The 20,880-nt window shown below is 71.9% G+C and carries 21 protein-coding genes; 14 read left to right on the forward strand and 7 right to left on the reverse strand.

The features are described 5' to 3' along the window. The first annotated feature begins 25 nt into the window (after nucleotides 1-25). The 4 genes from OG766_RS21375 (at nucleotide 26) to tsaE (ending at nucleotide 4,578) form a co-directional block, all read left to right on the forward strand. Nucleotides 26-1,459: an NAD(P)H-hydrate dehydratase gene (locus OG766_RS21375; protein WP_328725975.1), complete on the forward strand. Its 1,434-nt coding sequence runs from the start codon at nucleotides 26-28 to the stop codon at nucleotides 1,457-1,459. 91 nt (nucleotides 1,460-1,550) lie between these two features. Then, nucleotides 1,551-2,792, forward strand: a complete 1,242-nt coding sequence (gene alr / locus OG766_RS21380; RefSeq protein WP_328725976.1) for an alanine racemase — start codon at nucleotides 1,551-1,553, stop codon at nucleotides 2,790-2,792. A gap of 60 nt (nucleotides 2,793-2,852) precedes the next feature. After that, nucleotides 2,853-4,082 (forward strand): alpha/beta fold hydrolase, encoded by a 1,230-nt coding sequence (locus tag OG766_RS21385; RefSeq protein ID WP_266381647.1) that lies wholly within the window; start codon nucleotides 2,853-2,855, stop codon nucleotides 4,080-4,082. Continuing rightward, complete coding sequence (gene tsaE / locus OG766_RS21390) at nucleotides 4,054-4,578, forward strand: tRNA (adenosine(37)-N6)-threonylcarbamoyltransferase complex ATPase subunit type 1 TsaE (protein ID WP_266381650.1); 525 nt, start codon at nucleotides 4,054-4,056, stop codon at nucleotides 4,576-4,578. The genes OG766_RS21385 and tsaE overlap by 29 nt, the downstream gene beginning before the upstream one ends. A 438-nt stretch (nucleotides 4,579-5,016) precedes the next feature. Here tsaE and OG766_RS21395 read toward each other — a convergent pair whose 3' ends face one another. Then, nucleotides 5,017-5,544, reverse strand: a complete 528-nt coding sequence (locus tag OG766_RS21395; protein WP_266384346.1) for a hypothetical protein — start codon at nucleotides 5,542-5,544, stop codon at nucleotides 5,017-5,019. A gap of 127 nt (nucleotides 5,545-5,671) precedes the next feature. Here OG766_RS21395 and tsaB point away from each other — a divergent pair, with 127 nt between their 5' ends. From tsaB to OG766_RS21430, 7 genes are all read left to right on the forward strand, one after another. Next, the gene (gene tsaB, locus OG766_RS21400; RefSeq protein WP_266381653.1) at nucleotides 5,672-6,325 is read left to right on the forward strand and encodes a tRNA (adenosine(37)-N6)-threonylcarbamoyltransferase complex dimerization subunit type 1 TsaB; all 654 of its coding nucleotides are present in this window, start codon (nucleotides 5,672-5,674) and stop codon (nucleotides 6,323-6,325) included. Then, a complete protein-coding gene (rimI, locus tag OG766_RS21405) occupies nucleotides 6,322-6,819 on the forward strand; it encodes a ribosomal protein S18-alanine N-acetyltransferase (protein WP_423247079.1) in 498 nt (165 codons plus the stop codon). The genes tsaB and rimI overlap by 4 nt, the downstream gene beginning before the upstream one ends. Further along, a complete protein-coding gene (gene tsaD, locus OG766_RS21410; protein ID WP_266381656.1) occupies nucleotides 6,812-7,924 on the forward strand; it encodes a tRNA (adenosine(37)-N6)-threonylcarbamoyltransferase complex transferase subunit TsaD in 1,113 nt (370 codons plus the stop codon). Before rimI ends, tsaD begins: the two co-directional genes overlap by 8 nt. Beyond that, on the forward strand, nucleotides 7,921-8,196 hold the full coding sequence (locus OG766_RS21415) for a hypothetical protein (protein ID WP_266381659.1): 276 nt from the start codon (nucleotides 7,921-7,923) through the stop codon (nucleotides 8,194-8,196). Before tsaD ends, OG766_RS21415 begins: the two co-directional genes overlap by 4 nt. 99 nt (nucleotides 8,197-8,295) lie before the next feature. Beyond that, nucleotides 8,296-8,652 carry a YciI family protein gene (locus OG766_RS21420; protein WP_266381661.1) on the forward strand — a complete coding sequence of 119 codons (357 nt, stop codon included), beginning with the start codon at nucleotides 8,296-8,298 and terminating at the stop codon, nucleotides 8,650-8,652. 71 nt (nucleotides 8,653-8,723) lie between these two features. Then, complete coding sequence (locus OG766_RS21425) at nucleotides 8,724-10,061, forward strand: RNA polymerase sigma factor (RefSeq protein ID WP_328725977.1); 1,338 nt, start codon at nucleotides 8,724-8,726, stop codon at nucleotides 10,059-10,061. A 21-nt stretch (nucleotides 10,062-10,082) separates the two neighbouring features. Continuing rightward, nucleotides 10,083-10,736: a hypothetical protein gene (locus OG766_RS21430; protein ID WP_328725978.1), complete on the forward strand. Its 654-nt coding sequence runs from the start codon at nucleotides 10,083-10,085 to the stop codon at nucleotides 10,734-10,736. Between the two features lie 24 nt (nucleotides 10,737-10,760). Here OG766_RS21430 and OG766_RS21435 read toward each other — a convergent pair whose 3' ends face one another. After that, a complete protein-coding gene (locus OG766_RS21435; RefSeq protein ID WP_328725979.1) occupies nucleotides 10,761-11,957 on the reverse strand; it encodes a class I SAM-dependent methyltransferase in 1,197 nt (398 codons plus the stop codon). Between the two features lie 165 nt (nucleotides 11,958-12,122). Here OG766_RS21435 and OG766_RS21440 point away from each other — a divergent pair, with 165 nt between their 5' ends. From OG766_RS21440 to groL, 3 genes are all read left to right on the forward strand, one after another. Then, nucleotides 12,123-13,106, forward strand: a complete 984-nt coding sequence (locus OG766_RS21440) for a polysaccharide deacetylase family protein (protein ID WP_328725980.1) — start codon at nucleotides 12,123-12,125, stop codon at nucleotides 13,104-13,106. Nucleotides 13,107-13,413: 307 nt separating this feature from the next. Next, nucleotides 13,414-13,722, forward strand: coding sequence for a co-chaperone GroES (groES, locus tag OG766_RS21445; RefSeq protein ID WP_015035628.1), 309 nt, complete (start codon nucleotides 13,414-13,416; stop codon nucleotides 13,720-13,722). A gap of 99 nt (nucleotides 13,723-13,821) precedes the next feature. Then, complete coding sequence (groL, locus tag OG766_RS21450) at nucleotides 13,822-15,444, forward strand: chaperonin GroEL (protein WP_266381674.1); 1,623 nt, start codon at nucleotides 13,822-13,824, stop codon at nucleotides 15,442-15,444. Nucleotides 15,445-15,552: 108 nt separating this feature from the next. Here the strand turns inward: groL and OG766_RS21455 are convergent, their stop codons facing one another. The 5 genes from OG766_RS21455 to OG766_RS21475 all read right to left on the reverse strand — a co-directional run bounded on the left by OG766_RS21455 (nucleotide 15,553) and on the right by OG766_RS21475 (nucleotide 20,876). Then, on the reverse strand, nucleotides 15,553-16,245 hold the full coding sequence (locus OG766_RS21455; RefSeq protein WP_266381677.1) for an ester cyclase: 693 nt from the start codon (nucleotides 16,243-16,245) through the stop codon (nucleotides 15,553-15,555). Nucleotides 16,246-16,374: 129 nt separating this feature from the next. Continuing rightward, nucleotides 16,375-17,445 (reverse strand): hydroxyacid dehydrogenase, encoded by a 1,071-nt coding sequence (locus OG766_RS21460; RefSeq protein ID WP_423247081.1) that lies wholly within the window; start codon nucleotides 17,443-17,445, stop codon nucleotides 16,375-16,377. 70 nt (nucleotides 17,446-17,515) lie between these two features. Continuing rightward, nucleotides 17,516-18,370 (reverse strand): carbohydrate ABC transporter permease, encoded by an 855-nt coding sequence (locus OG766_RS21465; RefSeq protein WP_328725981.1) that lies wholly within the window; start codon nucleotides 18,368-18,370, stop codon nucleotides 17,516-17,518. Continuing rightward, nucleotides 18,367-19,257 (reverse strand): carbohydrate ABC transporter permease, encoded by an 891-nt coding sequence (locus OG766_RS21470; RefSeq protein ID WP_328727510.1) that lies wholly within the window; start codon nucleotides 19,255-19,257, stop codon nucleotides 18,367-18,369. The genes OG766_RS21465 and OG766_RS21470 overlap by 4 nt, the downstream gene beginning before the upstream one ends. 299 nt (nucleotides 19,258-19,556) lie before the next feature. After that, the gene (locus OG766_RS21475) at nucleotides 19,557-20,876 is read right to left on the reverse strand and encodes an ABC transporter substrate-binding protein (RefSeq protein ID WP_266381682.1); all 1,320 of its coding nucleotides are present in this window, start codon (nucleotides 20,874-20,876) and stop codon (nucleotides 19,557-19,559) included. Nucleotides 20,877-20,880: the final 4 nt, after the last annotated feature.

The following is a 20,880-nucleotide window of genomic DNA, read 5'->3' on the forward strand; positions in this document are numbered from 1 at the left end:
GCCGATGAGCGGCATGCTTCTGAGCATGCGTCATGCCTACAGCGTCGAGACCGTACGGGCCGCCGAGGCCGAGTTGATGGCCCGGGTGCCGGAGGGCGCGCTCATGCAGCGGGCCGCCGCGGGGCTGGCCGCCGCCGTCACCGGGCTGCTCCCACGGGTGTACGGCGCCCGTGTCGTGCTGCTCGTCGGAAGCGGCGACAACGGCGGCGACGCGCTGTACGCGGGCGCGCGGCTGGCGCGCCGCGGCGCGGCGGTGGCGGCGGTGCTGCTCGCCCCCGACCGGGCGCACCGGCAGGGGCTTGCCGCGTTCCGGAAGGCCGGCGGGCAGGTCGCCGAGGACCCGTTCGCCGTGCTGGCCGTGGCCGATGTGGTCCTGGACGGCATCACCGGCATCGGCGGCCACGGCGGTCTGCGCCCCGACGCCGTGCCGGTCGCGCGGGCGGCACGCGGCTCGAACGCGATGGTCGTCGCCGTCGATCTGCCCAGCGGGATCGAGGCGGACACGGGCGAGGTGACGGGCGAGGCGCTGCGGGCCGACGCCACCGTCACCTTCGGTACGTACAAGCAGGGCCTGCTCATCGACCCGGCGCGGGAGCACACCGGGGCCGTGCGACTCGTCGACATCGGTCTGGAGCCGCACCTGCCGTCCGTGCCGGACCTGGAGGCGCTGCAACACACGGATGTGGCTCAGCTGTTGCCGGTACCCGCCGCGGAGAGCGACAAGTACCGCCGCGGTGTCGTGGGCGTGGTGGCCGGGTCCGCGCGCTACCCGGGCGCCGCGGTGCTGGCCGTCGCGGGCGCGCTGCGCGGCGGCGCCGGAGCCGTGCGGTACGTGGGTCCGGCGGCGGACGCGGTGATCGCCCGGTTCCCGGAGGCGCTGGTGCACGGCTGGCCCCCGTCACGGGCGGGCCGGGTACAGGCGTGGGTCGTCGGTCCCGGCCTCGGCGACGGACCCGGGGTGCAGGAGGTGCTGGACACCGACGTTCCGGTACTGGTCGACGCGGACGGGCTGCGCGGACTCGACCCGGACGCCGTGCGCGCCCGTAAGGCCCCGACCCTGCTCACCCCGCACGCCGGCGAGGCGGCCGCGCTGCTCGGCGTCGACCGCAAGGAGGTCGAGGGCGCCCGGCTCGGCACCGTACGGGCGCTGGCCGCGAAGTACGGGGCCACGGTGCTGCTGAAGGGCTCCACGACGCTGGTGGCCGGCCCGGACGAACGGACTCCGGTCCGGGTGAACCCGACCGGTACGTCCTGGCTCGCCACGGCGGGCAGCGGCGATGTGCTGTCGGGACTGGCCGGCTCGCTCCTCGCGGCGGGCCTCGCGCCCCTCGACGCCGCCTCCGTGGCCGCGTATCTGCACGGGCTGGCGGCGCGTCTCGCCTCCCACGACGCCCCGGTGGCGGCGCACGACGTGGCCACGGCGATCCCTCGGGCCTGGCGCGACGCGAGGACCCCCTGACGCGTCCCCCGGCACAGCAGGCGGGTGACCAGGGCCACTCATGGCCGTTGCCGTACGAGCTATGCAGCGGCCCTCTGAGAGACTGAGCGCGATGACTCAGAACGCACCCTTCCGAGCCCGCGCCGAGATCGACCTCGCCGCGCTGCGCGCCAACGTCCGCGCCCTGCGCGCGCGGGCGCCCCGCGCGGCGTTCATGGCCGTGGTCAAGTCGGACGCGTACGGACACGGGATGGTGCCCTGCGCGAAGGCGGCGCGGGCCGCCGGCGCGACCTGGCTGGGCACGGCCACCCCCGAGGAGGCGCTCGCGCTCCGGGCGGCCGGCATCGGCGGCCGGGTGATGTGCTGGCTGTGGACGCCCGGCGGGCCCTGGCGCGAGGCCGTCGAGGCGGACCTGGACGTCTCGGTCAGCGGCATATGGGCATTGCGCGAAGTGACGCACGCGGCCCGGCAGGCGGGCCGTACGGCCCGTGTCCAGCTCAAGGCGGACACCGGCCTCGGGCGTAACGGCTGCCCGCCGGGGGACTGGGCCGAACTGGTCGCCGCCGCCCGCGCCGCCGAGGAGGCGGGCACCGTCAAGGTCACCGGCCTGTGGTCGCACTTCGCGTGTGCCGACGAGCCCGGCCACCCGTCCGTCGCGGCCCAACTGACCGTCTTCAAGGACCTGGTGGCGTACGCCGAGAAGGAGGGAGTCGAGCCGGAGGTCCGGCACATCGCCAACTCCCCGGCCACGCTGATCCTTCCGGACACGCACTTCGACCTGGTGCGCGCGGGCATCGCGGTGTACGGGATCTCGCCCAGCCCGGAGCTGGGCACGCCCGCCGATTTCGGGCTGCGCCCGGTGATGACGCTCAAGGCCTCGCTGGCGCTGGTCAAGCGCGTCCCGGCGGGCCATGGCGTCAGTTACGGACACCACTACGTCACGGAGGGCGAGACCACGCTCGGTCTCGTTCCGGTCGGGTACGCGGACGGCATTCCGCGGCACGCCTCGGGCCGCGGGCCGGTGCTGATCGGCGGCGAACGGCGGCGGGTGGCCGGCCGGATCGCGATGGACCAGTTCGTCGTCGATCTGGGCCCGGAGGGCGACCGGATCCGGGAGGGCGCGGAGGCGGTGCTGTTCGGCCCCGGCGACCGGGGCGAGCCGACCGCCCAGGACTGGGCCGAGGCGGCGGACACCATCGCGTACGAGATCGTGACCCGGATCGGGACCCGGGTGCCACGCGTCCATCTCCACACGGAGAACATGGAGAACACGGGCAACACCGAGAACGCGGGCAACACGGGGAACACCGAGAACGCGGGGAACGCGGGCAACACGGGGAACACCCGCGTGTAGGACCGGGACGCGGAGAGCACGGAACGCGACGAGGACAGGGCGACCAGTAGGAGCGGCACGGTGAGCGAGAGCAGCGCGGGGGACGTGGCGGCGGCGGTGACCGACGCCGCCACGGGCAACTGGCGCCGGGCGGGTATCGCCGGCGCCGCCATAGGGGTGATCGCCGCCGGCGCGGCGGCGGGTGTCGCGATAGAGCGGATGACCGTGGGCCGCGGCATGCGCAGGAAGGCCCGGCTGGCCCTGGACGCTTCGGGGCCGTACGGGGCGCTGCGCGGCACCCCGGGAAGGGCCACCGCCGACGACGGCACGGCCCTGTACTACGAGACCGACGAGGTGGACCCGGAGACGGGCGGCGCCGCGCCGCGCCGGCGCAGGCTCTTCGGCCGCAAGGCTCCCGCGCCGGTCACCGTCGTCTTCAGCCACGGCTACTGCCTCAGCCAGGACTCCTGGCACTTCCAGCGGGCCGCGCTGCGCGGTCTGGTCCGTACCGTCCACTGGGACCAGCGCAGCCACGGCCGCTCGGGACGCGGGGCCGCGCAGTCGGGGCCCGACGGGGTGGCCGTCACCATCGACCAGCTGGGCCGCGACCTCAAGGCCGTCATCGACGCGGCGGCGCCCGAGGGGCCGCTGGTCCTGGTCGGCCATTCGATGGGCGGCATGACGATGATGGCGCTGGCCGCCGCGTACCCGGAGCTGATCAGGGAGCGGGTCGTGGGCGCCGCGTTCGTCGGCACCTCGGCGGGCGGGCTCGGCGAGGTGAACTACGGGCTGCCGGTGGCCGGGGTGAACGCGGTACGGCGCGTGCTGCCCGGTGTGCTGAAGGCGCTCGGCTCGCAGGCGGAACTGGTCGAGCGGGGCCGACGGGCCACGGCCGATCTCTTCGCGGGCCTGATCAAGCGGTACTCGTTCAGCTCGAAGGACGTGGACCCGGCGGTGGCCCGATTCGCGGAGCGGATGATCGAGGGCACGCCGATCGACGTGGTCGCCGAGTTCTACCCGGCGTTCACGGAGCACGACAAGGCGGCGGCACTCGACATCTTCCAGGAGGTCCCGGTGCTGGTCCTCGCCGGGGACCGGGACCTGGTCACGCCCAGCTCGCACAGCGAGGCGATCGCGGACCTGCTGCCGGACGCGGAGCTGGTGATCGTGCCGGACGCCGGGCATCTGGTGATGCTGGAGCACTCCGAGGTGGTCACCGACCGGCTGGCGGACCTGCTGGTGCGGATCGGCGCGGTCCCGGCAGCGGCTAACGTTGGCACGTATGGAAGCACCGCACAGCCCGGCGGCTGAGGCCGCCGACCCCGCCGTCGCCCGTCTCACCCTCACCTCACCGGACCAGACGCAGGAGCTGGGCCGCCGGCTCGCGAAGCTGCTGCGGCCCGGCGATCTCGTGATGCTCACCGGTGAGCTCGGCGCCGGCAAGACGACCCTGACGCGCGGTCTCGGCGAGGGCCTGGGCGTGCGGGGTGCCGTCACGTCCCCGACCTTCGTGATCGCCCGGGTGCATCCATCGCTGGTCGGCGGTCCCGCGCTGCTGCATGTCGACGCGTACCGGCTGGGCGGCGGGCTCGACGAGATGGAGGACCTCGACCTCGATGTCTCGCTGCCGGAGTCGGTGGTGGTCGTCGAGTGGGGCGAGGGCAAGGTCGAGGAGCTGTCCGACGACCGGCTGGAGGTGGTGATCCACCGCGTCGTGGGGAACACGGACGACGAGCGCCGCCGGATCACGCTGACCGGGGTCGGCGCCCGCTGGGCGGACGCGGGGCTCGGGGCGCTCACCGCCTGACCTGCCGGGTGTGTACGTTCCGACAAGACGTCGGCAAAGTGTTGCGTCTGTCGCTCCGGGCATGGTCACATGGATAACGACAGCCAGGTTAGGTGTACCTAACCACGCCTGCCCCCGGAGCACCAGGAGGCATCCATGTCGGCGTCCGAGTACGAAGCGCGGTCGCGGCCCGAGTCACGAGCCGAGGCAGAGGCCGAATCACGCATGCGGCCACGGCCGAAGCCGTCGTCCCCGTCACCGGCGTCGGCGTTCTCGATGAGGGATCTGCTGGCGTCGTGCGCGGCGGCCAGCGCCGTCTCCACTCCGCCGCGTGAGCCCGCCGTCCCCGAGGAGCGTGAAACGCGCCGCGACGCGGCGTAGTCCGTCCGGGTGAGAAGGCGTCCGCCGCGGAGGGCGCCGAACGACCACGGGCGCGCACGGACCGCGCCCACCGACCGGCTACGGAACGACGACGACCTTCGAGCCGATCGTCGCGAACGTCCACATCGCGTCGCCGTCCGCCCGCTTCATCCGTACGCCGCCGGTCTTCCGCTCCGGGTCCGGGCTCTCCAGCGTCCCGTCCACGGCGGCGCTGAAGCCGATCGACACGTCGTCGACCGTCGTGAACCGTACGACGTGCTCGATGTCCACGCCGTCCGAGCCCTGGATCCTGCCGCTGCGCGATCGCACCTCGTAGGTGCCGGGCCGCGGGCTGATGGTGCTCGGCATGACCGTGAACGTCTGCGTGAGCTGCCCCGCGCCCACCAGCCAGACCCGGCGCTCGCCCAGCGAGTAGACGACGCGCACTCCCTTGCCGGAGCCCACGGGCACGGCCAGCGGGTCCTTGCGCGGGCCCTTGGCGGCCTCCGAAGGCCGGGCCTTGGGGGAGGACGCGGCGGGCTTCTCCAGGTTCGCCGGGACGTTCGCGGAGGCCTGGTAGGCGAGGAAGGCGACCACCGCGAGGGCCGCCGCGGTGAGCCCGGCCACCGTTCCCGAGCTGCTCCTTGCCACGCCGGCTCCCCTCTCTCGCACACCTGCCTGGGTGACGGTAGCAGCAGGGGCACGACGGGGCGGGACGGCCGTGCCCCCCTCGCCGTGGCCGTAGGCTGTTTGCGTGCTCTTGCTCGCCGTTGATACCGCCACGCCCGCCGTCACCGTCGCCCTCCACGACGGCGATTCCGTCGTCGCCGAGTCGACCCAGGTCGACGCCCGCCGGCACGGGGAGCTGCTGCTGCCCGCCGTCGACCGGGTGCTCGCGTCGGCCGGCCTGAAACTCGACGCGGTCACCGGCCTCGTCGTCGGCGTCGGCCCCGGCCCCTACACCGGTCTGCGGGTGGGCCTGGTGACCGCGGCCACGTTCGGCTCGGTGCTCGGCGTCCCGGTCCACGGACTGTGCACGCTCGACGGCCTCGCCTACGCGTCCGGGCTCGAAGGGCCCTTCGTGGTGGCGACGGACGCACGGCGCAAGGAGGTGTACTGGGCGCGGTACGACGGCTTCCGTACGCGGGTGGGCGAGCCGGCGGTCGACCGGCCCGCGGAGATCGCCGAGCAGGTCGCGGGGCTCCCCGCGGTCGGTGCCGGGGCCCTGCTCTACCCCGAGGTCTTCCCCGACGCCCGCGGCCCCGAGCACCAGTCGGCGGCCGCGCTCGCCGCGCTCGCCGCCCGGAAGCTGGCGGCCGGCGAGGAGCTGCTGCCGCCGCGGCCGCTGTATCTGCGCCGCCCGGACGCGCAGGTGCCGAAGAACTACAAGGTGGTCACGCCCCGGTGAGTGCCGCCGTCCTGCGCGAGATGCGCTGGTGGGACATCGCGCCGGTGCTGGATCTGGAGCACGAGCTGTTCCCGGAGGACGCCTGGTCCCCGGGGATGTTCTGGTCCGAGATGGCGCACGCGCGCGGCCCCCAGGCCACGCGCCGCTACGTCGTCGCGGAGGACCCGGCGGACGGCCGGATCGTCGGGTACGCCGGCCTCGCGGCGGCCGGCGGCCTCGGCGACGTACAGACCATCGCCGTCGTCCGCGAACAGTGGGGCACGGGTCTCGGCGCCCGGCTCCTCACCGATCTGCTGCAGCACGCGACCGCGTTCGAGTGCGACGAGGTCCTGCTGGAGGTCCGCGTGGACAACACCCGCGCCCAGAAGCTGTACGAGCGCTTCGGCTTCGAGCCGATCGGCTTCCGCCGCGGCTACTACCAGCCCGGCAACGCCGACGCCCTCGTGATGCGGCTGCACGTACACGACGCACAAGGAACCGGAAACCATGGCTGACGAACCCCTCGTACTCGGAATCGAGACGTCCTGCGACGAGACGGGCGTCGGCATCGTCCGCGGGACGACGCTCCTCGCCGATGCCATCGCCTCCAGCGTCGACGAGCACGCGCGCTTCGGCGGGGTCGTGCCGGAGGTCGCTTCCCGCGCCCACCTGGAGGCCATGGTCCCGACCATCGAGCGTGCCCTGAAGGAAGCCGGGGTCACGGCGCGGGACCTGGACGGCATCGCGGTCACGGCGGGCCCCGGCCTCGCGGGCGCGCTGCTCGTGGGCGTCTCGGCGGCGAAGGCGTACGCCTACGCGCTGGGCAAGCCGCTCTACGGCGTGAACCACCTGGCCTCGCACATCTGCGTGGACCAGCTGGAGCACGGCCCGCTGCCCGAGCCGACGATGGCGCTGCTGGTCTCCGGCGGCCACTCCTCGCTGCTGCTCGCGCCGGACATCACGAGCGACGTACGGCCGATGGGCGCGACGATCGACGACGCGGCGGGCGAGGCGTTCGACAAGATCGCCCGCGTCCTGCACCTCGGCTTCCCCGGGGGCCCGGTCATCGACCGGCTGGCGAAGGAGGGCGACCCCGGGGCGATCGCGTTCCCGCGCGGGCTGAGCGGTCCGCGCGACCCCGCCTACGACTTCTCCTTCTCCGGGCTGAAGACGGCCGTGGCCCGCTGGATCGAGGCCAAGCGGAACGCGGGCGAGGACGTGCCGGTACGGGACGTCGCGGCGTCGTTCCAGGAGGCCGTGGTGGACGTGCTGACCCGCAAGGCCGTGCGCGCCTGCAAGGACGAGGGCGTCGACCACCTCATGATCGGCGGCGGGGTCGCGGCGAACTCGCGGCTGCGGGCGCTGGCACAGGAGCGCTGCGAACGGGCCGGGATCCAGCTGCGGGTGCCGCGGCCGAAGCTCTGCACGGACAACGGCGCGATGGTCGCCGCCCTCGGCGCGGAGATGGTCGCGAGGAACCGGCCGGCCTCGGACTGGGAGCTGTCCGCCGACTCCTCGCTGCCGGTGACCGACCCGCACGTGCCCGGCGCGCACAGCCATCACCACGACCACGACCACGACCACGTGCACGAGATCAGCAAGGACAACCTCTACTCATGACGGTCGTCACCCTGATGTGGGAGGCGCGGGCGGCCGACGGCCGGGGCGCGGAACTGCTGGCGTGGGCGCGTGAACAGACCCTCGAGGCGGCCCCGTTGCGGCGGGAGACCTTCCGGGCGCCGGGGGAGCGGGTGCTGGTGCTGACCTGGTGGGCGGCGGCCGGCTCGGACGTCCCGCTGCCCGAGCTCCCCGAACCGGCCACGGATCTGGTCACGCGACCCGTGCACCGCTGGCGCTTCGAGTCCCTCGACTTCGTCCCCGGGAGCTCCTGAGAAAAAGTCCGGTGGCCGTGTCGATCGGTGTCCCTCCCGTTCGACGTAGAGGGTGAGAGGCGGGGAACGGCCCCGCTCCACCCGACCGAGGAGGTCACCATGCCCCGCTACCTGTCGATGGTCCGTATCAACGAGTCCGAGGCCCCCGCCGAGGGCCCCAGCGAGGAACTCATGGAGCGGATGGGGAAGCTGCTCGACGAGATGACCAAGGCCGGCGTCATGCTGGACACGGCCGGACTCCACCCCACCTCCGAGGGCAAGCGCGTCACCTGGTCCGGCGGGAAGCTCTCCGTCACCGACGGGCCCTTCACCGAGGCCAAGGAGGTCGTCGGCGGCTACGCGATCATCCAGGCCAAGGACATGGACGAGGCGATCGAGTGGACCAAGCGCTTCCTGGAGATCCACGAGGAGCACTGGAACGTCACCTCCGAGGTCCGGGAGATCGTCGTGGGTTGACCCGGCCGCCCACCCGGCCGAATCCGTGTCCGGATTGCTGCCGGACCCCACGGCTGCTCTGATGGGTGTCCGTGAGCGCACGGAGCACGGACGACACCACCGACGGCACCATCGCGACCGTCTTCCGGATCGAGTCCGCGCGGATCATCGCCGCGGTGACCAGGATCGTCCGGGACATCGGCATCGCCGAGGAACTCGCGCAGGACGCTCTGGTCGCCGCGCTGGAGCAGTGGCCGGAGTCGGGCGTCCCGGACAACCCGGGCGCCTGGCTCATGGCCACCGCCAAGCACCGCGCCATCGACCTCGTACGCCGCCGTGAAACGTACGCGCGCAAGCTCGCGGAGATGGGCCGCGACCTGGAGACCGCCGCGGCCGTCCACGAACCCGATCCGGCGGATCTCGTCTCCGGACCCGACGACATCGACGACGACCTGCTGCGGCTCGTCTTCACCACCTGCCACCCCGTGCTCTCCGCCGAGGCCCGCATCGCGCTCACGCTGCGTCTGCTCGGCGGTCTCACGACCGAGGAGATCGCCCGGGCCTTTCTCGTGCCCGAGCCGACCGTCGCCCAGCGCATCGTGCGCGCCAAGCGGACGCTGGCGAAGGCGGACGTGCCCTTCGAAGTCCCCTACGGCGAGGAGCGCACCGCGCGCCTCTCCTCGGTCCTCGACGTCATCTACCTCGTCTTCAACGAGGGTTACGCGGCCACCGCGGGCGACGACTGGCTGCGTCCCGGTCTGTGCGAGGACGCCCTGCGGCTCGCCCGCGTCCTCACCGGCCTGATGCCGAAGGAACCCGAAGTGCACGGCCTCGCCGCACTGCTGGAACTCCAGGCGTCCCGGACGAGCGCCCGCACCGGGCCCGACGGAGAGCCGGTCCTGCTCGCCGACCAGAACCGCCGCCGCTGGAACCAGCTCCTCATCCGTCGCGGCTTCGCCGCCCTCGACCGTGCGGGCGCCCTCGGCGGCGCACCCGGTCCGTACGTGCTCCAGGCCGCGATCGCCGCGTACCACGCGCGGGCGGTGGCCTACGAGGACACCGACTGGAAGGCCATCGCGACCCTGTACGCCCGTCTCGCGGCCGTCGCCCCGTCCCCCGTCGTGGAGTTGAACCGCGCGGTCGCCGTCTCGATGGCCGAGGGGCCCGGGGCGGGCCTGGCGATCGTCGACGCTCTCGTCGGTGAACCGGCGCTGAAGGACTACCACTTGCTGCCGAGCGTCCGGGGCGATCTGCTGGCCCGGCTGGGGCGCGGCGCGCAGGCGCGGGCGGAGTTCGCGCGGGCCGCGGAGCTGACCCGCAACGCCCGGGAGCGTGAACTCCTGCTGGCGCGCGCGGCGTCGGAGGGCGGAGAGGGCGGGAAAGGCGGGGGGCCGACTGAGGATGCCGCCGGGGTGCCGGACGCCGGTTGAGCGGGCGATAGCCTCATTGACATGTCCCGTTCTCCCTCGCTTCCGCCGCCTCCGCCTCCGGTGGAGATACGCAGCTGGCCCGACCGCGAAGCCATGCTCGCCGACCGGGCCGCGGTGCTGGGCTCGCTCACCGACCGGCTGCTGGGTGTACCGCAACTGCTGCTGTTCCTGCTGGTGATGGCGGGGCTGCAGGCCGGCTGGGGGCTGGTGGGCGCGGGGCTGGTCATCCTGGACGACGGTTCTGATCCGCTGACCTTCGTCTTCCTGGGCGTGGCAGTGCTGCTCGGGCTCGCCGTCCTGGTGCCGCTCGGCTTCGTGGCCGGTTTCGGCATCCGCCGCGACAGCAGGATCCGGCGACTGCTCACCGAGTGGGCCGCCCTGGACCTCGACCCGGCCCGGGACGCGCGGCACGGCGCACCGGGGCTGAGCCTGCTGTGGTTCCTGGTGTCGTTCCTGCTCGGCGCGGTCGGGCTGTGGATCTCGTTCGTGGCTCCGGCGTCCGCGCGCGCCGGCAGCTGGACGTACGGCGAGGTCGCGTACTTGATGGGCGTGGGCGTCATCTGCTGGGTGACGGGTCTGATCGGCGTCGCGAAGGCGGTGGCGTACTACCGCTGGGCGGTGCGCCTGACCTCCGTCGTACCGGCCGCGGCGGCACGCGGGGGCGCGCACCGCTGACCCTTCACGCGCACCGCTGATCCTTCAGCGGACGGCGGGTGCGGCCGGCGCGCCGATCAGCATGGACGGGGCCCCGGCCACCCGGGTGAGGAACACCGTCGCGGCGTTCGGGCCGCTCGGCTTCACCTTGCGGCGCAGCTCCTCGGGCTCGACCGCCGAACCGCGCTTCTTCACCGTGAGGTGGCCGACCTCCCGCTCACGCAGCAGCGCCTTCAGCTTCTTGAGGTTGAACGGCAGTTCGTCGGTGATCTCGTACGCGGTGGCATAGGGCGTGGGGCGCAGCTCGTCCGCCGTGATGTACGCGATCGTCCCGTCGATCAGGCCGCCGTCGAGGTCCTCGGCGGCCTCGGCGACCAGATGCGCGCGGATGACGGCGCCGTCCGGCTCGTACAGGAAGCGGCCGGTCTTGCGGACCGCGGGATCCGGCAGCCCGCGGCCGACGAGCGCGGCGCCGGACGGGAGGAGGGTGGCGCGGCGGGCGCCCGGGGCGGTGCCGAACCAGAGCACCGCCTCCTTCACATCGCCGTGGTCCGAGATCCACTCGGCCTCGGCCTCCTCGGGGATCGCCTCGTGAGGGATGCCGGGGGCGATCTTGAGGGCGGCGTAGCCGGGCGCACGGGCCGCGCCGATGGCCCAGGACAGCGGTGGGGAGTACGCCTCGGGGTCGAAGATGCGGCCCCTGCCGCCCCGGCGGGCCGGGTCGACGAAGACGGCGTCGTACGAGGAGGTGTCGACCTCGGTGACGTCCGCGCAGCGGACCTCGATCAGGTCGGCGAGCCCCAGCGCCTCGGCATTGGCGCGGGCGACGGCGGCGGTGAACGGGTCGCGGTCCACGGCCAGGACGGAGATCCCGGCGCGGGCGAGCGCGAGTGCGTCGCCGCCGATTCCGCAGCACAGGTCCGCCACGCTGCGCACCCCGAGCCGGGCGAAGCGGCCGGCCCGGTGAGCGGCGACGGAGGCGCGCGTGGACTGCTCCACGCCGTGTGGGGTGAAGTACATCCGGTACGCGTCCTCCGCGCCGAACTTCGCCACCGCCCGCTGCCGCAGCCGTGCCTGCGTGAGCGCTGCCGAGACCAGCTCGGCCGGGTGCTCGCGGCGCAGCCGGGTGGCTACGGCGAGTTCCTGTCCCGGGTCGTAGTCGCGCAGCGCGGCGAGCAGGGCCTGTCCTTCGTCGCCGAGCAGCGGGGCGAGGTGGGGGGAGGGGGAGGCGGCGTCGTTCACCCGGCCATTGTCGGCCAGGCGGGGGATGGTGCGCGCCGGGCGGCGGTGTCGGGGCCTCGTGGGGGAGCGGCGCTGACAGGATGCGACGCCATGCAGCTAGTACGACAAAAGGACAAAAAGACAGCAATTCGGTGCAGGCGGACGTGGGTGTGTGCGCTGCTTGCCATGGCTGTCGGCTCGGGCTGTGCCGCCGAGCCGCCGGACGGCGGCAGCGGTGGCGGTGTCGGTGGCGGGTCCAGGGCCGCCGGCTCCAGCTCCGCGGTCAAGCCCGCGCACGGCCAGCAGCGGTCGAAGGAGAGCGGCGAGAAGGGAGCCGGGGAGGAGGCCGGGAAAAAGGCGAGGAAGGAAGCCGGGAAGGAGGCGAGGGAGGGGGCCGAGCGGGCCGATCCCGCCGAGGCGCTCGCCGCGTACGCGCAGCGCATGAAGAAGACGCAGGCGGCCCGTGCCGCGGCCGCCAAGCGGTGGCGCCTCAAGCAGACCCCGCTGCTCGCGCCGGCGCCCCCCGCCAGGAAGCCGAAGATCACCACCCGCAAGGGCTTCGAGGTCGACCACCAGAAGGGGCTGCCGCCGGTCTTCACCACCGTGCCCACCAAGAAGAAGATCGTCTTCCTGACGATCGACGACGGCGCGGAGAAGGATCCCGAGCTGCTGCGGATGATGAGCGAGCTGGAGATCCCGTACAGCGCGTTCCTGACCGACTACGTCGTACGCGACAACTACGGCTACTTCGAGAAGATGCAGGACCGCGGGGTCGCCCTGCACAACCACACCCTCAACCACCGCTACATGCCGGCGCTTTCGTACGCGAAGCAGAAGAAGGAGATCTGCGAGCAGCAGGCGAAGATCGAGAAGCGGTTCGGGAAGCGGCCACGGCTCTTCCGTCCGCCGTACGGAAGCTACAACGAGGACACCCTGCGGGCCGCGAAGTCGTGCGGCGTGAAGGCGGTACCCCTCTGGGCGGCGGAAGCCTTCCCTGACCACATGGAGTGGCGCGAGTGGGACCGGGACCTGCACCCCGGCGACATCATCCTCACGCACTTCCGGGGCAAGGCGGAGTGGAAGGGCAGCATGGCGGACATGATCCGCAACGTGATGAAGGTCGTCACGGCGAAGGGCTACGCGGTGGCGCGGCTGGAGGACTACGTGTGACGCGCACCGCGCGGGGGGCGCGGGGCCGAACCGCCTCGCCCTGCGCGCGGGGCACGGGGCCGGACCTCGCCGGCCTCCGCACGGGGCAGAGGGGTCGAAACTTCGCCGGGAGCGGGCCGAAACGCGCAGTGGATTGGCACTCCGCTTGACCGAGTGCTAATCGCAGTCATAGTCTCGGCTCTGGCACTCCCCACCGGAGAGTGCCAACACAGCGACGGGCAGGTCCGGCACCCGCGACGACGGATCGACCTGGTCGCCACCTCAGACAGTTGAACCCCGTGAGATCTCCGAAGGGGGAGGTCGGATCGTGACGACCACCAGCTCCAAGGTTGCCATCAAGCCGCTCGAGGACCGCATTGTGGTCCAGCCGCTCGACGCCGAGCAGACCACCGCGTCTGGTCTGGTGATTCCGGACACCGCCAAGGAGAAGCCCCAGGAGGGCGTCGTCCTGGCTGTCGGCCCGGGCCGCTTCGAGAACGGCGAGCGTCTTCCGCTCGACGTGAAGACCGGCGATGTCGTGCTCTACAGCAAGTACGGCGGCACCGAGGTGAAGTACAACGGCGAGGAGTACCTCGTCCTCTCGGCCCGCGACGTGCTCGCGATCGTCGAGAAGTAATTCACCGGCAGATTTGCTTTGAACTGCGCCCCTGGCCCCCGCTACTGATGAAGCCGGGTGCCCGGGGCGCAGCTCGTTTGAGAGGACTTGAGAAGCTCCATGGCGAAGATCCTGAAGTTCGACGAGGACGCCCGTCGCGCCCTTGAGCGCGGCGTCAACAAGCTCGCCGACACGGTCAAGGTGACGATCGGCCCCAAGGGCCGCAACGTCGTGATCGACAAGAAGTTCGGCGCCCCCACCATCACCAACGACGGTGTCACGATCGCCCGCGAGGTCGAGATCGAGGACCCGTACGAGAACCTCGGCGCCCAGCTGGTGAAGGAGGTGGCGACCAAGACCAACGACATCGCGGGTGACGGCACCACCACCGCCACCGTGCTCGCCCAGGCCCTGGTCCGCGAGGGTCTGCGCAACGTCGCCGCCGGTGCCTCCCCGGCCGCCCTGAAGAAGGGCATCGACGCCGCGGTCAAGGCCGTCTCCGACGAGCTGATCGCCACCGCGCGTCCGATCGAGGAGAAGTCCGACATCGCCGCCGTCGCCGCGCTGTCCGCCCAGGACCAGCAGGTCGGCGAGCTCATCGCCGAGGCGATGGACAAGGTAGGCAAGGACGGTGTCATCACCGTCGAGGAGTCCAACACCTTCGGTCTGGAGCTGGACTTCACCGAGGGCATGGCCTTCGACAAGGGCTACCTGTCGCCGTACATGGTGACCGACCAGGAGCGTATGGAGGCCGTCCTCGACGACCCGTACATCCTGATCCACCAGGGCAAGATCTCCTCCATCCAGGACCTGCTCCCGCTGCTGGAGAAGATCATCCAGGCCGGCGCCTCCAAGCCGCTCCTGATCATCGCCGAGGACGTCGAGGGCGAGGCGCTCTCCACCCTCGTCGTCAACAAGATCCGCGGCACGTTCAACGCGGTCGCGGTCAAGGCCCCCGGCTTCGGTGACCGCCGCAAGGCGATGCTGCAGGACATGGCCACCCTCGCCGGTGCCACCGTCATCGCCGAGGAAGTCGGCCTCAAGCTCGACCAGGCCGGTCTGGACGTGCTGGGCTCCGCCCGCCGTGTCACCGTCACCAAGGACGACACCACGATCGTCGACGGCGGCGGCAACAGCGGCGACGTGGCCGGCCGCATCAACCAGATCAAGGCCGAGATCGAGGCCACGGACTCCGACTGGGACCGCGAGAAGCTCCAGGAGCGCCTCGCGAAGCTGGCCGGCGGCGTGTGCGTGATCAAGGTCGGCGCCGCCACCGAGGTGGAGCTGAAGGAGAAGAAGCACCGTCTGGAGGACGCCATCTCCGCGACCCGCGCCGCGGTCGAGGAGGGCATCGTCTCCGGTGGTGGCTCCGCGCTCGTCCACGCCGTGAAGGTCCTGGAGGGCAACCTCGGCAAGACCGGCGACGAGGCCACCGGTGTCGCGGTCGTCCGCCGCGCCGCCGTCGAGCCGCTGCGCTGGATCGCCGAGAACGCCGGCCTCGAGGGCTACGTCATCACCGCGAAGGTGGCGGAGCTGGACAAGGGCAACGGCTTCAACGCCGCGACCGGCGAGTACGGCGACCTGGTGAAGGCCGGCGTCATCGACCCGGTCAAGGTCACGCGCTCCGCGCTGGAGAACGCCGCGTCGATCGCCTCCCTGCTGCTCACCACCGAGACCCTCGTGGTGGAGAAGAAGGAAGAGGAGCCGGCGGAGGCTGGCCACGGCCACGGTCACTCCCACTGACCCGAGCCCGCACCGGGCACACCGCCCGTGACTGCTGTGCGAAGGCCCCCGCTCCCGAAGAGGGAGCGGGGGCCTTCCCCGTACGCCCGCGGATCCGGCGCGACGCGCCTACATCTCCAGCGCGCCGAGCTGACCCATCAGCCCGAGCCGGTCGTACTGCCACCAGCCCTCGCAGATCATGCCCTCGTGGAGCCGATGGGTGGTCGTGCCGGTCATGGAGACCCGCTTGCCGGTGGGCGCGAGGCCCAGGAACTCGCCCTTGTGCGTGCCCTCCCAGGTCCAGCGCGTGCAGACCCGGTCGGCCTCGGCGATCTGGTCCTCGACGGTGAAGCGGAAGTCGAAGCCGTCGCGCCACATCCCGGCCTCGCGGCGGAACGCCTCGACGCCGATCACGTCCGGGGCGTTGGCCGGGTCGTGGTCGTGGTAGTCCCGGGTGAGCAGTCCGTCGAGGAGCCCGAGGTCACCGGCGAGCGCGTCGGTGAAGAGCCTGCCGCAGACGTCCTTGTTGAGTCGCTCGTCGCGGACGACCTCCAGGTCGGTGAAGGTCGGCATGTCGTCGCAGAGCGCCACCATCTCCTGGAAGACCCGGTCCGTCTCGGGGAGGTTCGAGTTCCTCATCGCGTCCTCGTACGACGGGAACTCGACGATCTCTATGACGTGCGTCGCGTCGGAGCGGTCCTTGGCGACGAGGTTGTGGGTGGCGGTGCGCTTGCCCTTGGTCTGTTCGACCCAGGTGTCCATGAGCCGGTTGAGTTCGTCGAGGCGATCCGTCTTGCAATCGATCAACTGTACGAATGTCATGGCGTCTCCCGAGCGGGTGGGTCGCTGCGTCGGATGCCCCCATTCTAGTGAAATCGGGGTAATCGACCCCGGTGTCAGTCGTACGGCATCGGCGGAGCCTTGTTCAGGCGGAGTGGTCTGGCGGAGTGGTCAGGCGGAGTGGTTGAGCGCCGCCGGAACGACCGGGTCCGCGAAGGGCCGGCCCAGGGTGTACCGCTCCACCTCGTCCAGCGCCAGGTCGGCCATCCGGTGCAGCTCCTGGCCGAGAGAGCCCGCCACATGCGGGGTCAGCAGGACGTTCGGAAGCTCGTAGAGCGGTGAGTCGGCGGGCGGTACATCGGGTTCGGTGACGTCCAGTACGGCGCCGAGGCGGCCGGAGACGAGCTCCGGAATCAGCGCGTCCGTATCGACCAGCGAGCCGCGCGCGGTGTTGATCAGCGTCGCTCCGTCCGGCATCAGCGCCAGCCTGCGGGCGTCGAACATATGGTGGGTCGCCGGAATCTCGGGGGCGTGGACGGTGACGACATCGCTGCGCAGGCACAGCCCGTCCAGCGTCACCGCCTCCGCTCCGAGCCGGGCCGCCTCGGCCGCGTCGGTGTACGGGTCGTACAGCAGCACCCGCAGATCGAAGGGCCTCAGCAGCTCGATCACCCGCCGGCCGATCCGGGAGGCGCCCACGACGCCGACCGTACGGCCGTAGTTGCCGGCGTCGTGCAGCTCCTCGCGCCAGTCGTGGGGCGCGCGGAGCTGGTGGTAGCGGCGACGGCTGTGCAGGACACGCTTGTTGGCGAAGAGGATCGCGGCGAGCGTGTACTCGGCGACGGGCAGCGCGTTGGCCGCGGCGGCGGAGGTGACAACGATGCCGCGGTCCCAGCAGGCCTGGGTGATGTGGTGCTTCACGGAGCCCGCCGCGTGGACGACGGCACGCAGGCGGGGGGCGGCGTCCAGGACGCGCTCGTCCAGCGGTGTCACGCCCCAGCAGGTGAGCAGCAGTTCGGCCTCGGCGAGCGCGGCGGCGACCGCGGGTGAGGGATCGGCCAGATCGTGGGCGACGAACCGGGGGTCGGTCCGGGTCAGCGTGGCGAGGCGGGCCCGGTGGGCGTCGGTGAAGAGGCGTTCCGCGATGCCGGGCTCCATGGCGAGCAGCAGGGACGGCGGGCCGGACGGCCCGCCGCCGCTGCCGGTGGCACCGGCGGTCGCGTTGTCAGTGGCGTGGTGCATGGTGGAAGTCGGACTCCTCGTCGGTCACTCGGGGTCAACTGGCGGGCTGCTCGGCAGGTCACGTCCGAGGTCACTTGACGCTGCCGGCGGTCAGGCCCGCCTTCCAGTGACGCTGCAGGGAGACGAACGCGACGATGAGGGGGATGACGGCGAGCAGGGAGCCGGTGACGACGAGGGGGTAGAACTCCGGCTCGCTGTGGGTGTTGGTGTTCCAGGCGTACAGGCCGAGGCTCAGCGGGAAGAGCTCACGGTCGGAGAGCATCACGAGGGGGAGGAAGAAGTTGTTCCAGATCGCGGTGAACTGGAAGAGGAAGATGGTCACGAACCCGGGCATGACCATGCGCAGCCCGATCGACCAGAAGGCGCGCAGCTCGCCCGCGCCGTCGATACGGGCGGCCTCCAGCGCCTCGCCGGGGACGTAGCCCGCGCTGAAGACCCGGGCGAGATAGACGCCGAACGGGTTGACGAGCACGGGGATCAGCACGGCCCAGTAGGTGTTGACCAGCCCGGTCTTCGAGGCGAGCAGGTACATGGGCAGCGCGGTGGCCGTGGTCGGCACCAGCACACCGAGCAGCACGACGCCGAACAGCTTCTCCTTGCCGCGGAAGTCGTACTTGTCGAAGGCGTAGCCGGCGGCGATGCAGATGAGCGAGCAGCCGAGGGCTCCGCCGCCCGCGTAGAGAAGGCTGTTGAGGTACCAGCGGAAGTAGACGCCGTCGCCGAAGGAGGCGAGGGCGGTGAGGTTGGCGCCGAGGTTGAAGCCCTCGAAGGACAGCGCGTCGCCCGCGAGGAGATCGCCGGTGTCCTTGGTGGCGGCCGTGACCAGCCAGACGAGGGGGAACAGCATGTAGACGACGGAGAGGACCAGCACTCCGTTGACGGCGGTCCTGGACAGCCAGCGGTTGGCGGCGGGTCGGCCGGTCATGTCTGCTTTCCCTTCCGGCCGGCGGCGAGGCGGGTGACGGCGAACGACAGCAGTGCCGCGGTCAGTGCGAGGAGTACGGAGGCGGCGGCCGCGAGTCCGTAGTCGTTGCGGTCGAAGGCCGCGGAGTAGGCGTACATGTTGGGCGTCCAGGTGGAGGAGACGGCGGAGCCGGCGCCCTTGTTGAGGATCAGCGGCTCGGTGAACAGCTGCAGCGAGCCGATGACCGTGAACAGGGCGACCATGGTGACGGAGGCGCGGATCAGCGGGATCTTGATGCTGAACGCGGTGCGCCAGGAGCCGGCGCCGTCCACCGTGGCCGCTTCCAGGACGGAGCGGTCGATGGCCTGGAGCGCGGCGTAGAAGATCACCATGTTGTAGCCGAGCCACTCCCACAGGGCGATGTTGACCACGGAGGGCAGGGCGCCGTCGGAGGAGAGGAAGTCGAAGCCGACACCGCCCGCCTCCATGGCCTGGACGACCGGGCTGAGCTGGGGTGTGTACAGATACACCCAGATCAGCGCGGCGATGATGCCCGGCACGGCATGCGGCAGGAACAGCGCGAGCTGGAAGAAGCGGCGGGCGCGGGCGAGGGCGGAGTCGAGCAGCAGCGCGAGCGCGAGGGCTCCGCCGAGCAGCAGCGGAATGTACAGGAGGCAGTACCCGGCCAGGACGAGGAACCCGTCCCGGAACGCCGGATCACCCAGCGCGGCCGCGTAGTTGCCGAACCCGGTGAACACGGTCTCGGCCCCGCCGAACCCCAGCCCCGAGTGCTTCTCGGTGAACAGGCTCAGCCACACGGCGTACCCGATGGGCACCACCGTCACCGCCACGAACAGCGCGAAGAACGGCACGAGCAGCACGACCGCGGCCCCCGCACGTCCCTTCACCCGCACACCGCGCCGCGGTGTCCTCCCGGCCGGCCTCGCCTCGGCGCGGCCCTGCCCCGAGGCGCCGGGGGCCGGGTGCCGGCCCGGGGTGCCCTGCTGGGCGGGAGCGTTGTCCTCCGTGGTCCGGGGGCGGTTCGCGGGGGTGGCACGCACGACGGCGTCGGGGGCGCCGTCGTGCGTGCCCGTCGCGGGGCGCCGTCCTGCGGGGCCGGCGCTCGCCCCGGCGCCCGCAGGCGCCGGGACGGCCGCGGCGGCCGGGGCCTGCCGGCCCGTGCCGCCCCGGGGAGTCGGCGAGGGCATCAGCCCTCGACCTTCAGGCCGCGCTTCTTCAGCTCCGCCACCGTCGCGTCATGACCGGCCTTGATGCCGTCGGCGATCGTGGCGTCGCCGCTCTTGAGCTTGCCGAAGCGGTCCTTGATCGCGGTCGTGGTCGTGCCCGAGGTGGGACCCCAGGTCCAGTCGGGGCGGATCGACGCGGCCGCGTCCTCGAAGATCTGGTAGATGTCCTGGCCGCCGTAGAAGCCCGCGTCGAAGGCCGACTTGGCCACCGGCCGCAGCTCGGACGCGGCCGGGAAGGCGCTCGACGTCCCGGACGCGATACGGGCCTTGATGCCCTCCGGCGTCGTGGCCATCCAGGTCGCGAACGTCACCGCGGCCTCTGCCTGCTTGCTGTCCTCGGTCACCGCGAACGTCGATCCGCCGAGCATCCCGCTCGCCGGCTTCCCGTCCCACGTCGGGATCGGCGCGACGGCCCACTTGCCGTTCTGCTCGGGCAGCGTGGTCTTGACGACGCCGCCGCCCCACGACGCCCCGACGTATCCGACGGTGCCGCCGCTCTTGAGCGAGTTGACCCATTCCGGCGTGAACGACACCTGGTTGTGGACGAGGTCCTTGTCGAGGAGGCCCTGCCAGTACGCGGCGACCTTCTGCGTGGCCGGGTCCGTCGTGTCGACCTTCCACGTGTCGTTCTCGGCCTTGAACCAGTGCGCCCCCGCCTGCCAGGACATCGCCTGGAAGGTGTTCGGGTCATCGGGGAAGAAGGTCCCGATACGGGCCTTCTTGTCGGCCGCCTTGATCTTCTCCGCGGCCTTGCGGTACTCGTCCCACGTCTTCGGTACCGCCACCTCGTACTTCTCGAAGAGGTCCTTCCGGTAGAAGAAGGCCTGCGGCGCCGCGTCGAACGGCACGGCCCAGTTCTTGCCGCCCAGCGTGGTCAGTTCGACCGCCTGGGGCAGGAACTTCTGGCGTACGTCGTCGCCGACGAGCTTGCCGATCTCCTGGACCGCGCCCTGGCTGACGAACTCCGGCAGTTGCGGGTACTCCACGGCGACGAGGTCCGGCGCGTTCCCCGCCTTCACGGCGTTGGAGATCTTGGCGTAGCCGCCCGCGTTGCCGGACGGGATCTCCTCGAACTTCACCTGGATGTCCTTGTGGGAGGCGTTGAAGGCGTCCACGACGTCCTTCGACCCCTTCTGCCACGCCCAGAAGGTGATGGTGACCGGCTTCCCGTCCGCCGCGGGGCCTGATGCGCCGTCACCGCCGCCGCACGCCGTGAGGACGGCGAAGGCCGCGGCGGTGCCGGCTATGACTCGGGACGATCTGCTCCAACTACGGATCACGGCG

It is taken from the genome of Streptomyces sp. NBC_00259 (assembly GCF_036181745.1).
Taxonomy (GTDB): Bacteria; Actinomycetota; Actinomycetes; order Streptomycetales; family Streptomycetaceae; genus Streptomyces; species Streptomyces pratisoli.